The 12,621-nt window shown below is 42.4% G+C and carries 10 protein-coding genes; all 10 read right to left on the bottom strand.

Annotated elements, in window-relative coordinates; all coding sequences use genetic code 11:
• Positions 1-388: 388 nt before the first annotated feature.
• Complete coding sequence (locus G628_RS0113995; protein WP_026667257.1) at positions 389-1,171, bottom strand: tetratricopeptide repeat protein; 783 nt, start codon at positions 1,169-1,171, stop codon at positions 389-391.
• Positions 1,172-1,173: 2 nt separating this feature from the next.
• Positions 1,174-2,130: a vWA domain-containing protein gene (locus G628_RS0113990; protein WP_196803771.1), complete on the bottom strand. Its 957-nt coding sequence runs from the start codon at positions 2,128-2,130 to the stop codon at positions 1,174-1,176.
• On the bottom strand, positions 2,127-3,236 hold the full coding sequence (locus G628_RS0113985; RefSeq protein ID WP_026667256.1) for a VWA domain-containing protein: 1,110 nt from the start codon (positions 3,234-3,236) through the stop codon (positions 2,127-2,129). The genes G628_RS0113990 and G628_RS0113985 overlap by 4 nt, the downstream gene beginning before the upstream one ends.
• A complete protein-coding gene (locus G628_RS0113980) occupies positions 3,227-3,727 on the bottom strand; it encodes a hypothetical protein (RefSeq protein WP_026667255.1) in 501 nt (166 codons plus the stop codon). Before G628_RS0113980 ends, G628_RS0113985 begins: the two co-directional genes overlap by 10 nt.
• Positions 3,693-4,592: a DUF58 domain-containing protein gene (locus tag G628_RS0113975; protein ID WP_026667254.1), complete on the bottom strand. Its 900-nt coding sequence runs from the start codon at positions 4,590-4,592 to the stop codon at positions 3,693-3,695. The genes G628_RS0113980 and G628_RS0113975 overlap by 35 nt, the downstream gene beginning before the upstream one ends.
• A 12-nt stretch (positions 4,593-4,604) precedes the next feature.
• Positions 4,605-5,645, bottom strand: a complete 1,041-nt coding sequence (locus G628_RS0113970; protein WP_081670741.1) for an AAA family ATPase — start codon at positions 5,643-5,645, stop codon at positions 4,605-4,607.
• Between the two features lie 18 nt (positions 5,646-5,663).
• Positions 5,664-6,527, bottom strand: a complete 864-nt coding sequence (metF, locus tag G628_RS0113965; RefSeq protein ID WP_026667253.1) for a methylenetetrahydrofolate reductase [NAD(P)H] — start codon at positions 6,525-6,527, stop codon at positions 5,664-5,666.
• Between the two features lie 17 nt (positions 6,528-6,544).
• The gene (purB, locus tag G628_RS0113960) at positions 6,545-7,978 is read right to left on the bottom strand and encodes an adenylosuccinate lyase (protein ID WP_026656905.1); all 1,434 of its coding nucleotides are present in this window, start codon (positions 7,976-7,978) and stop codon (positions 6,545-6,547) included.
• A gap of 55 nt (positions 7,979-8,033) precedes the next feature.
• Positions 8,034-9,479: an amidophosphoribosyltransferase gene (gene purF, locus G628_RS0113955; RefSeq protein WP_026656904.1), complete on the bottom strand. Its 1,446-nt coding sequence runs from the start codon at positions 9,477-9,479 to the stop codon at positions 8,034-8,036.
• 438 nt (positions 9,480-9,917) lie between these two features.
• On the bottom strand, positions 9,918-12,275 hold the full coding sequence (locus G628_RS0113950; RefSeq protein ID WP_027209391.1) for a DUF2339 domain-containing protein: 2,358 nt from the start codon (positions 12,273-12,275) through the stop codon (positions 9,918-9,920).
• Positions 12,276-12,621: the final 346 nt, after the last annotated feature.

The following is a 12,621-nucleotide window of genomic DNA, read 5'->3' as shown; positions in this document are numbered from 1 at the left end:
CTGACTTCTCACAGTTCGTTGTTACTAGGCTAATGAAACCCCTGTGAGACCTCCACGCTTAAGGCGCGCGCTCTTTCTCTCCATATATCCGCCACATTTACTCTGCTACTACAAAAGTGATAGTTATTAGACTTTGTTGCTTTAAGCCAACTTATCTCTCGTAGCCTAGCCTTATATGTGATTCCTGTCCGTCGGACCAGAGATTTGCTTACAGCTTCCTTCAGATTCCACCTCACGATGGACACCCTTGCTGTTCGGCTATACACTTCCCACTATCTGGGCGTGTTTGGGACTTGCACCCGTTAGAGCGCGCCCATGGCGCGCAAACTTAAACTAAGGAAACGCTTTAATCCGCGTTTCCCTACAAAAAGTCCATATAAAATCAGAATCACCACTGTTTTACGGGCTGCGGTGCTCCTTCTCCGCCCTGACCGCCTGTTGCACCTTCCTGTCCTTCTTTCTCTTGAGCTTTCTTCTCACCGTCGGCGCTTTGCTGGGCTTCCTGTCGCTCTTTCATAGCACCTTCTTTACTCTTTTGGAGCTCATCCTGCTGCCGCTTCTCTTTTGAACTGCTCTTGTTATCGTCGTTTGAAGAATCTTCATTTTCCTGTTCGGAAGACTCTTCGTTATCCTGCTGATCGTCGTCTGAATTTTCAGGATCCTTGAGCTTCTCAAGCATTTTATCAATGTCCTCTTTGAGTTGCTGGGCATCGGCATCCCTAAAGTTATCGCCTTCTTCAACCGCCCATCCGTTCTCAAGAAGAACATCCCTTGCCTTATAAAGAACGTAAATAGCCGTATCAATCTTATCCTGGCTTGAAAGGTCCGAAAAATCTATCGTATAGCAAAGCGAAAGAGCAAGATTTATCCTTATAGAACACTCTTTTTCCTCGGGAGGATACATTTTGAGCGCTTCAGTAAAGTAGCTTGCAGCCTCCGAGTAGCATTCCTGCTTGTAATACGCATCTCCGAGATTGTAGAAAGGAGTGTAACTCTCAGGGAAGTTCAGAAGCAAAAGTTTTTCCTCAAGCTTAGTATCATAGTTCCCTGCGTTAAATCTTTTTACAAAAACCTTGTTAACCAAAACCCTTGTAACTATCGAAGCACCTGCGATGCAGATAATAAGTGAAAATACCAACAAAAAGATATATCTAAGAGGTGTTTTTTTCATACTCATAACCTCCCTTTTATGCTAAATATGCACAGTTCCGCAATAAGTGCCAAAACGAGCGGTATGGCAAACCAGAAGTAAAGATCGACATACTTCTCCATTCCGTCCTCTTTCTCGGTTATGGTCTTTGAGGTCTCTTTTATCACATTTATCGTATTGTTGAGCCCTTTGCTTCCGCTGTTCATATTGTGATATTCAACCCCGAGATTGCCCGCAATGCTCTTAAGATTTTCCTCGTTGAGGTAAGATACGGCTTCTTTCCCCTCGGCATCGTCGTAGATGTACGTATTGTCAATCTTCATCTTTCCACCGTTTACAGAGCCGTATCCGAGAACCGCACCAGAATCCACATATTGCTTCAAAGCCTCATAAGACGTAAGCTCATTGCCGTTTGTGATCTCACCGTCGCTCATGAACAGAACTATGCTTTTCCTGTTTTCCTTTCTTGAAGAAGAAAGAAGCAGAGACTCAAGATCCTTGTAGGGTAAAGACATATCGCTTCCGCCCGCGTATTCATATCCGGGAGGCGCAAGCGTATCCAAAAGAGTCTTGACATGCTCCATATCCTGTGTGCACGGTGAAATAACGTGAGACTGATCGTCAAACGTCACAAGTGCAAAGTTACTACCCGCAAGTTCATCTATGATCTGCTTTGCATCCTTCTTTACACCGTCTATCCTGTTGCCGGCGTAATAATCTTCCGCCCACATACTTATCGTTGTATCCACAACAAAGATAACATCGAGATTCCTTGTGGAAAACTCGTATTCCTCATCCGCAGTCATGGGTCTCAACCCGATAATAAGCACCAGGATGTATATAATTCCGAGCCTAAGCACGGTAAATATTTTGTCTTTTCTTTCGACACTCGTTCTGACAACTCCCCAGACCGTAATTGCGATCAATACCGCAAAGATTATGAGGAGGAACGCTATCGGTAAAATAGGTCTTATAATCATTTTTGCAACACCCATCCTGCTCCGCAGAACACGACAATTCCCAAAAGAAGCATTATAAACGCAGCTTCCGGTATATCAACATTTTCTCTTGATGAAACGACTTTTACCATCATCGCTTCCTGCTTCTGGATATCCTGAACAATCTCTGAAACAGGATGCTCGTCCGTTCTTACATAAAACTTTCCGCCGGTATTCTCAACGGCGCTCTGAAATTCCGAAGAGCATGTCCTGTAGCTGTATTCCTCAGGCAGATAGAACTTATCCTCCGAAGGGAAAATTCCAAATACTGTAGTCTTATTATTCTTACACGCCTCTGATGCGTCCTTAAGATTCATTATCTCAGGATAGTACGAATTAAGCTCGTTATCTGTACACATGATGATAACGCGGGTTCTGTCCGATTCTCCTAAATAAGGAAAAGAATAAAGTGCAGAGCCAAGTCCTTCTCCTATGAGCGACGATCCCTTTGTGTCTGAGCGGTACAAAGTTCCCGCCTCGTAATAAGAAAGCTTCTCATCCAGCTCATAGAACCTCTCTTTTTCCTCTTCTGTCATATCCGTAAGATACTGGTACTTGTTGTAAAAATTGTCGTACATATCCTTCTGAAGCTTGAAATACTCATCAAGCTCATCGAGCTTTTGCACAACATAATCATAATCATCCGTAAGAGGAACATATGTAACAGATGAAGTATTAAAAATGCTCACTCCTATCCTGTCGCCTTCAAGTCCCTTTACCACGCCTTTTATATATTCTGTAATCTCTGAGTTGAGGTCATAGAGCGAATATGATACGTCAAGGCAGATTATGATATCTCTTTTCTTCACACCGTTGACAACTTCTTTTGACTTAAACGGTCTTGAAATAAGAATAAAAGACGAAAGCAAACATATTATAAGTCCCGCTATCAGAACTGTCCTGATTATGCGGTACTGTTTAAACAACTCAATATATAACTCGCTGGATCTGATTCTCTGGGTATTGGCGGCTCGTAGCCCACCGTTAAATTCATTCGTTATCTTCTTGCTGTATTTATAAAGCCAAAAACATATTCCGGCGATTACCAAGACTCCCAAAACGATGACCCATTTATGCATTATGTCCATGTTCTGATCACTCCCATTGCCGTTTCACAGGATTCCGAAAGTTCCTTGGATATCGGTCTTCCGTCCTCCGCAAATTCCGGAACGTAATATTCTTCCATAAGCTTATCCAAATGCTTGATACCAAGTTTTTTTACATCACGGATAGTCGCCGTTTCAACATTGATTCCCGTAACATCGTGTATAAACCCTCTGATCAAAAGACTGAGCCTCTGAAATCCTTCTCTCTGGCTCACCTTGCCGTTTTTGTAATCATTCTTAAGCATCTGGATCTGCGCGATATACTTTTGTTTCATTATGTACTGATAACCGCTACTGATGCTGAAACGATTTTCTTTTTTAGCAGAAGGATCGCTCTGGTTTCTCTCTATTCCAAGTATTCTTAAAAGCACCCAAACAAACACAAAAAGAAAGGCCGCAAAAATAACGATTCCGACCAGCAAAACCCAAATACTATATTCAAATGGTGGTCTTAATGTAACCGTAGTTTCCATGTCTGTGCCTTTCAAATAAAACTATTGTCTTATCGATTATCTCATCCGAACCCGAAAGCGAGATAACCGATGTTCTGCTCTGCTTACTGCTGCTTGCTATGCTGTTTGCCGCAGCCTCCCTGTACTCAAGCTCCTGCTTTCTGAGTTTTTCATTATGAGAAAGAAACCATTTCTCATAGTGCCCAAGTTCATTGTCAAACACGTTATCCCCTGTCAGCATGGCGTCTTCAATGCACATAGCCATAAGGTCGTTGTTGCAGGCAACCGCCTTGAGCGTACTCTCACTGACTGATGTGAGCCCCTCAATATCGGTAATAAGAATAACGATCATCCTCTTGTGTACGCAGTTAAGGACGTTTTTTATGCACTGTTCAAAAGAAATATCGCTGTCCTTATCAATATACTTCTCATACTCGTAAATGAGTCTCTCGATATGCTCGGTTCCCGCCTTGAACATACTGATCTCCGACGTATCTCCTTTTGGAAATGCCACCGAAAAATCAGCTCCGTTCTTATCTGTAAGATATGCGACCGTTCCGAAAGTAAGAAGCGCAACTTCTTTCTTGGACTCACCTCGCGGAGTATCGCCCGTCATTTTCTTGCCGCAGTCGCACACAAACATTACATTGTGCCTTCTGTCGGTCATATACCTTCTTACCAGCGTCTTTCCCATTCTTGAGGAAGACTTCCAGTCGATATCGTGAACCTCATCGCCGAGTGCATACTCTTTAAGATCTTCAAACTCCATACTTCTTCCCTTATGAATGGAGTGAAAATCACCGTCCAGAATATTTGAAGTTTTTTTGTTTGTATAAAGAGCTACCGCTCTCCTTATCTTAGATAAATATTCGTAATCAATATTCATAGCCGCACTCTATCACGGAGTCTTAACAGAATTTACGATTCCGTCAATTACCGTCTCAACAGAAATATTGTCTGCAACAGCCGAATAGTTAAGACCGATCCTGTGTCTTAATACCTGATGTCTTACTACCTTTACATCCTCAGGTGTTACGTAAGTTCTTCCCATCATAAGAGCCGCAGCCTTAGCCATCTTAAGGAACGCAATAGATGCACGCGGGCTTACACCGATTCTCACGTATTTGCCAAGTTCAAATCCGGGTATCTGGTTTGCTCTTCTGCTGGCAACAACAATACTTGAAATGTACCACTTCACTGCTTCGTCAACATATACCTGATCAGCAATGTCCTGAACTTTATTTATATCCTGAATTGTAAGTACCGGATCTGTTTTCTCCGATATTACTCCGGATTCTATTCTCTTCAAAATCTCTACTTCCTCAGCGGCTGTAGGATATGTAATAACCTCTTTTATCAAAAATCTGTCCGTCTGCGCCTCAGAAAGAGGATATGTTCCCTCCTGCTCAATAGGGTTCTGAGTTGCAATGACAATAAAAATGTCCTCCGGCATGTTGTAAGTCTTTCCGCCGATAGTAACATGTTTCTCCTGCATGGCTTCGAGCATTGCAGACTGAGTCTTTGCACTTGAACGGTTGACCTCATCAAGGAGGACAAAATTGGCAAATACAGGTCCAAGCATAGTCTCGAACTTGCAAGTTGCCTGATTATAGATTTGTGTTCCGATGATATCTGCCGGAAGAAGATCCGGAGTACACTGAATTCTCGCAAACTTTCCGTCTACGGCATCAGAAATAGCCTTAGCCGCAGTAGTCTTCGCAAGACCGGGAACGGACTCTATAAGAATATGTCCGTCCGCCAGAATAGATGCGATAAGAGAAAATTTAAGCTGTTTCTGTCCGACTACTTTCTCATCAAAGTAATCGGACATTTTTCTGATAACTTCCTGTGAATAAGCAAAGTCAATTTCATTTATATTATTCTTTGAAGGAGTCTTTCTTGAAAGCTCCTCAGTAGTGTTATGTACATTTCCGTCCATCACTATACTCCCCTTTTATTATTTTATGATTGTCGCAAGATTACGCATTATACCTGCCGCAATATCAGGCTTGTTCATTGAATAAACATGTATGTGGCTAACCCCGTTAGAAATGAGATCTATTATCTGATCGCAAGCATAGATTATACCTGCCTCTTTCATCTTCTCAGGGTCATCAGCGAACCTATCAACCATTATCTTCATCTTCTGCGGAATGGTTGAACCTGAAAGAGCTACACTTCTTGCCACCTGCCTTGCATTGGTTATCGGCATGATCCCCGGAAGAACCGGAACTTCAATGCCTTTTTCCCTGATCCTGTAAAGGAACTGGTACAACGTAGAGTTGTCAAAAAACATCTGGGTTGTAAGGAAATCACATCCCGCATCCACTTTTTCTTTCAGATGGATGATATCCTCAGATTGTCTTGCACACTCTACATGTCCTTCGGGATAGCACGCTCCGCCGATACATATATTTTCATCAAGCGACTTAATATCACTTATAAGCTGTGTCGCATGATCGTAATCATAGCAAACTCGTCCTTCTTTCGGAATGTCCCCCCTAAGTGCCATGATATTCTCGATTCCTTTTTCCTTGTAAACGGAAATCATGGCCTTAACATCCTCTTTTGTAGACGATACACATGTAAGATGTGACAGCACGGTAACTCCGTACTTGTCCTGAAGATCGGCCGAAATATTGGCCGTATTCTTACTTGTTCCGCCGCCTGCTCCGTAAGTAACGCTCATAAAGTCAGGCTTAAGTGCAGCAATCTCTGCCGAAGCCTTCTCGACATCAGCGTACTTATCATCTGTCTTTGGCGGAAAAACTTCAAAAGACAAAGTCACATCTTTACTGTTTAATATGTCTTTTATTTTCATATTTTCTCCGATCGGTATCAAACATTGATCTCAGCTGTAAGTCCGAGGTCTTCCTTGTTTGCTTCCAATATAGGTTTAACAACTTCAGCAAGGAACTTATCTACCTGATGCGCACTGCATCCAACGTACTTTGTAGGATCCATTGATGCTTTGAGTTCCTCGATTGTAAGAGGGAATGCGGGATCTTCAGCAATAAGTTCAAGAAGATTATTGTCTTTTCCCTCAACCTTAACAGTCTTGCCGGCTTCCATAGAGAGCTCACGGATCTTCTCATGAAGTTCCTGTCTGTCTCCGCCTGCCTTAACAGCATCCATCATGATGTTCTCTGTAGCCATGAAAGGAAGCTCAGACATAAGGCGCTTCTCAATAACCTTAGGGTAAACAACAAGACCGTCAACTACATTTATACATAAATCAAGTATACCATCTGTTGCAAGGAATCCCTCAGGAATTGAAATTCTTTTATTTGCAGAATCGTCGAGAGTTCTCTCAAACCACTGTGAAACCTCAGTGATAGCGGGATTGAGAGTATCGATGATCACGTATCTTGCAAGTGAGCAGATTCTTTCGCTTCTCATAGGATTTCTCTTGTATGCCATTGCAGATGAACCGATCTGGCTCTTCTCAAAAGGCTCTTCAACTTCCTTAAGGTGCTGAAGAAGTCTGATATCCTGTGCCATCTTTGTTGCAGAAGAAGCGATTCCTGCAAGAACATTGAGTACCTTCATGTCAATCTTACGGCTGTATGTCTGACCTGAAACTGCCATGCAGCCCTTGAATCCAAGCTTTTCTGCAAGCATGGGATCAAGCTTATCAACCTTTGAAAGGTCTCCGTCAAAGAGTTCAAGGAAAGAAGCCTGTGTTCCTGTTGTTCCCTTTGAACCTAAAAGTTTCATATTATCAAGAACATAATCGAGGTCCTCAAGATCGATCGTGAAATCCTGAAGCCAGAGTGTTGCTCTTTTTCCTACTGTTGTAGGCTGTGCAGGCTGGAAATGAGTAAAGCCGAGTGTAGGCTGTGCCTTATATTCCTCCGCAAACTTTGAAAGCTCTGCGATAACGTTAACGAGCTTCTTTCTTACAAGCTTAAGTCCCTCAGTCATTACGATGATATCTGTGTTATCACCAACGTAGCAGCTTGTTGCGCCAAGGTGAATAATTCCCTTAGCCTTGGGGCACTGCTGGCCGTATGCGTAAACATGGCTCATTACATCGTGACGAACTTCTTTTTCTCTTGCCTTTGCAACATCATAGTTTATGTCATCCTTGTGAGCCTTAAGCTCATCGATCTGCTCCTGAGTGATGTTAAGACCAAGGTCTTTCTCAATCTCAGCAAGTGCGATCCAAAGCTTTCTCCATGTCTTGAACTTCATATCCTGTGAAAAGATATATTGCATTTCTTTACTTGCATAACGCTCCGATAAGGGGCTTGTATAACGATCTGTACTCATTTCATTCCTCCTGAAACTATATCTGTATTACTGACACTATAATATGTCGAGTTTTTTACTTTTCAAATTCTCCTCTGATATCCTCAGTAGGTGGTGTAACGGGATAATTACCTGTAAAGCATCCCTTACAGATGCCGAGGTTTCCGCCAACCATCTCTTCAAGTCTCTCTATTCCGAGATAAGCAAGTGAATCGGCACCGATTATCTTACAGATATCGTCGACATTTCTATTATAAGCTATAAGCTGATCTCTTGCAGGGACATCGGTTCCAAAATAGCATGGCCACAGGAACGGAGGTGAACTTACTCTCATATGCACTTCTTTTGCACCCGCATCGCGAAGCATTCTTACAATTCGGTCTGAGGTTGTTCCTCTTACAATCGAGTCGTCGATCATAATGATTCTTTTGCCCTCAACCGCGCTTCCAAGTGCATTTAACTTAACCTGAACGCTTGATTCCCTGTTCTTTTGCTTGGGTTTAATGAAAGTTCTTCCTATATAAGAGTTTTTTACAAAAGCCTGACCATATGGTATTCCCGACTGCATGGCATATCCAAGTGCCGCAACATTTCCGGACTCGGGAACGCCTACTACAAGATCCGCATCTATGGGTGAATCCATAGCAAGGAATCTTCCCGCAGCTATTCTGGCATCATATACGCTGATGTTGTCGATAGTACTGTCAGGACGCGCAAAATAAATATATTCAAAAATACATCTCGCATGCTTTTCCTTAGGGATACACATGCTCTTGTCGGACTGAATTCCGAATTCCGGAGAAATCGTAACTATCTCACCGGGTTCAACATCACGGATAAATGTAGCTCCAACCGTATCAAGCGCACATGTCTCGGAAGCAAGTATGTAGCAGTTCTCTCTTCTTCCTATAACAAGGGGCTTAAATCCGTAAGGATCTCTTGCACCGATAAGTTTTCTCGGTGACATAATAACAAGGCTATACGCTCCCTTTATCTTGAGCATAGCCTTTCCAACTGCCTCTTCTACAGACTTTGTCGCAAGTCTCTCTCTGGCAATATGATATGCAATTACTTCTGAATCGATTGTCGTCTGAAAAATCGCACCTGTGTATTCGAGCTCATGACGAAGCTCCGGTGCATTGACAAGGTTACCGTTATGTGCAAGTGCCAAGGTGCCTTTTACGTAGTTTAGAACAAGCGGCTGCGCATTCTCACGTGTGCTGCTGCCTGCTGTTGAGTATCTGACATGACCTACTCCGATGTCTCCCTTTAAAGTGTCCAATATCTCCGGGGTAAAAGCTTCATTTACAAGTCCCATATCCTTATGGCTTGTCACTTTTCCCTTCGGTCCGTTCGTGTCGCTAACGGCAATACCGCAGCTTTCCTGTCCTCTGTGCTGAAGTGAAACGAGTCCGTAGTAGATAGATCCGGCTACATCACCACCGTCAAAATCATACATACCAAAAACTCCGCATTCTTCACCAAGACGCTTGTAATTCTCAGTCCTACCTTCGTAATTCATTTGTTCTCCTTGTTTTTAAAGAAAAAAATAACCTCAAACACCGAACATTTTAACATTATATCAAGCCCGATTCAATCAGAACTTATTGGCTTTATATTGGTGCGATAGCAACAGAAGAATATTGGCTGGTTATCGGCTCGATGGCATCAGGGAATATTTGCTAAATTTGTGCTATGATTTGTGTCTTCAACATCGTGGCTATATACAAATATATATCGGATTACTTCCTCAATCTCTGCACAGTGCGTAAATTGTAAAATGCACCGTACACTTTACTCGCTTCTCATCTGTACGGTGCCTAAATTGAAATACGCACCGTACACTTTACTCGCTTCTCATCTGTACGGTGCACTATAATACTCGGCCTCCTTGCCAACGTTTTTCCCCATATTCACAGGACTTTTTTCAGATTTCCCACAAAAAGTCATCTTCACTTTACTACTGGCCTTGCTTTTCGAAATGGTTGTAGAGTGCGCTGATTGCAAAGCACAGTATTCCACTGATGAGGAAACTTATTGCACGTCCTATAGTGTTTTCGTAAGTAATATCAATCATGATAAACTTAACAACGCATATCATAGACAGAACAAGCCCATATATTCGGAGTTCTTTTGCCCCAAAAATCTTGTTGAATCCAATAAATATGCACAGTATCGCAAAGGCCAGAGTTGCAACGCTGATGATATAACCTGCCGCATCATAGGTGATAAGCGAAACCAGCAGAATGATTCCAAACTTGATTCCCGCGTAAAGTTTTTCGCCACTGCTTCCTGCAAAATGTCTGCGAATATTAATGCAGGCCAATGCTGTCGTAAAGGCAATATTTATTCCCTGTGGAAGAGCCCCGTCAATCTCAATAATGTTATAAAGTCCTACCAGTATTCCTATCGCATTTATAACATCGAGCCCCAGCAGAACCGACTTATTGCTTATTCCTTTGTCATCCCTGTCAAACTTAAGCACTCGCATAAGCGCGTTAAACATTCCCATTGGAATTATTGTAAACATAAGCCTGAATTCACTGTCATAATGCGTGTATTTGTCTGAAACAGCGCAAAAGAGAAACGCGATACATACCTGAACATAGATAAAATAAATGATTTTGTAATAAACAGACTTATTGACAATAAATCCTTCCATTACCACAACAATGATCGCATAAACCAGTGCTACCGAGCAGAAAACAATATTCAGTTTATCCGCAACTTCCAACGCCGTCATCAGCGCTGCCAATATAAGCGCCTGATTTCTGAACAGATTATGTTCCTTCTTTGCGCCGTAAACAGCCATCGGAAGAAGTGCAACAAAAAGAGCTCCGGTGTTGAAAAAATCATTATATAAAATAAAAGTAGCAAACTCGGCAACGGCGAACCAAGCGATTATCCAAATGTTTTTCAAAAGTAAGACCGTATCGTCCTCGGCTTTGCTCTGCTGCATAAAAGCTACAACTTCCGCAATAACCGCAACCGCAAAGAACACCGTAAGGCTGATCCATTTTGGCAAATCTAAGCAATCCGCAAGTAGAAGGTATGAAACATAGAATACAACCGCACTTACAGGAGCAAAAATGAATCTATTCTTATCTTTTATCAGCTTTTCTCCATAAATTGAACATGCAAAATATACAGCACTTATAACCACAATAAGAATTGCAGAAACAGTAAGCGGAACACATTTTTCAACATTATTTCCGATCCTTGTTGCAAAATAAAGTATAATTCCCATATTTATGCAACTTTGCACTATTCGCTGTCCGTAGCTCTTCCTGAAATTATACTGGAAAGCAGCACCCATAACGATAAGGTAAATCAAAATAGGTAGAACCATGGCCTTATCTTCCATATTCCATGCAAGAAGCGCAGAAATAATGTAGCCCGAATTGCCAATAGCCTGAAAGAGTCTGCTCTCTTTTTTGCCCATGTAGAGAATAACTCCTCCCCAGACAAGCAAGAGAACGTACATGATAACGTCACTGATAGCTTTGAAGTAAATTCTGGTCACAAGTATCGACAGATAGCTGCAACCAAGTCCACATGCGAGCAAGGCCGTAAAAAAGGTATTATCCGGCCGCTTTTTGCGCTCATAAAATGCAAAGCTAGTAAGCGCAATACTAACCGTGAACATCATTCCAATTTTGACAGTATCGTTAAGATAAGGAATTATGAGGCTTGCAAACAAAATAAGTGCTATGAAAACCAATACACTTGCAAGAACTCCCATCAAATGCTTACCAATCCATGACTCTGTAGAATTTCTCTTTCCGGCCGTATAATTCTGAAATGGATGTTGAGGCTGCATAGATTGATTCGAGAATTGTGCCTGCGGATGATTCTGCATAGCTTGATTCGCAAATTGTGCCTGTGGCTGATTCTGCATAGCTTGATTTACGAATTGCGCCTGCGGATGATTCTGCATAGGTTGATTTGCGAATTGCGCCTGCTGATTCTGCATTGGCTGAGGTGTAATCTGACTCTGCACCCGCTGATATTGATACTGCACTCCCTGTGACTGCATATTCGTTTGCGCCTGTTGCGGTTGCATATTCACTTGCATCTGCGGTTGTGGCTGCACATTTCCTTGCACCTGCTGCTGTGGCTGCACATTTGCTTGCACCTGCTGCTGATGTTGCATAGACCTTATTTGCATATTCGCCTGCTGCAACTGCTGATGCAATCCGTTCTGTTCCGCTTTTACATCCGCAACAAAATGCGATGTCCGAGATAAAGCAAGTTGAATCTGCCCAACCTGATACTTGATCGACTCAAGTTCTCTCTCCAATTCTTCTATTTGTCCCATAAAATAATCTCCTTTTATTCTGCAAAGCATATCCGAAAAAAGCTGATTAAAGTTGGCAGTGGGCTATCGCACCAATTAGTGCGCAGCCTTTCCTTACGCTTTCAATCAATGTTTCCTTAAATAAAACACCGCCTGAAACGATTCTTCGATCCGGACGGTGCAATAGTACTTCTGTCATTTATGTTTCTTGTTTTTCTTGATATAGGCAGATGCCCCTCGGTAATCCTATCTGCTTATTTCCACATTTCCTCGATATAAGCAGTTGCCTCTCGCTAATTCTCTCTGCCTTTTTCCACATTTCCTCGATGTAGGCAGTCGTTTCTCACCGACTCTCTCTGCTCATTTT

The organism is Butyrivibrio hungatei NK4A153 (genome assembly GCF_000424465.1).
Lineage (GTDB): Bacteria > Bacillota > Clostridia > Lachnospirales > Lachnospiraceae > Butyrivibrio > Butyrivibrio hungatei_A.
Note: the sequence above shows the minus strand (reverse complement) of the source record. Positions and strands in the feature narration are given on the sequence as shown.

Coding starts and splice junctions, on each gene's coding strand:
- G628_RS0113995 (WP_026667257.1), bottom strand. CDS start 1,171: ATGAAAAAAACACCTCTTAGATATATCTTTTTGTTGGTATTTTCACTT.
- G628_RS0113990 (WP_196803771.1), bottom strand. CDS start 2,130: ATGATTATAAGACCTATTTTACCGATAGCGTTCCTCCTCATAATCTTT.
- G628_RS0113985 (WP_026667256.1), bottom strand. CDS start 3,236: ATGGACATAATGCATAAATGGGTCATCGTTTTGGGAGTCTTGGTAATC.
- G628_RS0113980 (WP_026667255.1), bottom strand. CDS start 3,727: ATGGAAACTACGGTTACATTAAGACCACCATTTGAATATAGTATTTGG.
- G628_RS0113975 (WP_026667254.1), bottom strand. CDS start 4,592: ATGAATATTGATTACGAATATTTATCTAAGATAAGGAGAGCGGTAGCT.
- G628_RS0113970 (WP_081670741.1), bottom strand. CDS start 5,645: ATGGACGGAAATGTACATAACACTACTGAGGAGCTTTCAAGAAAGACT.
- metF (WP_026667253.1), bottom strand. CDS start 6,527: ATGAAAATAAAAGACATATTAAACAGTAAAGATGTGACTTTGTCTTTT.
- purB (WP_026656905.1), bottom strand. CDS start 7,978: ATGAGTACAGATCGTTATACAAGCCCCTTATCGGAGCGTTATGCAAGT.
- purF (WP_026656904.1), bottom strand. CDS start 9,479: ATGAATTACGAAGGTAGGACTGAGAATTACAAGCGTCTTGGTGAAGAA.
- G628_RS0113950 (WP_027209391.1), bottom strand. CDS start 12,275: ATGGGACAAATAGAAGAATTGGAGAGAGAACTTGAGTCGATCAAGTAT.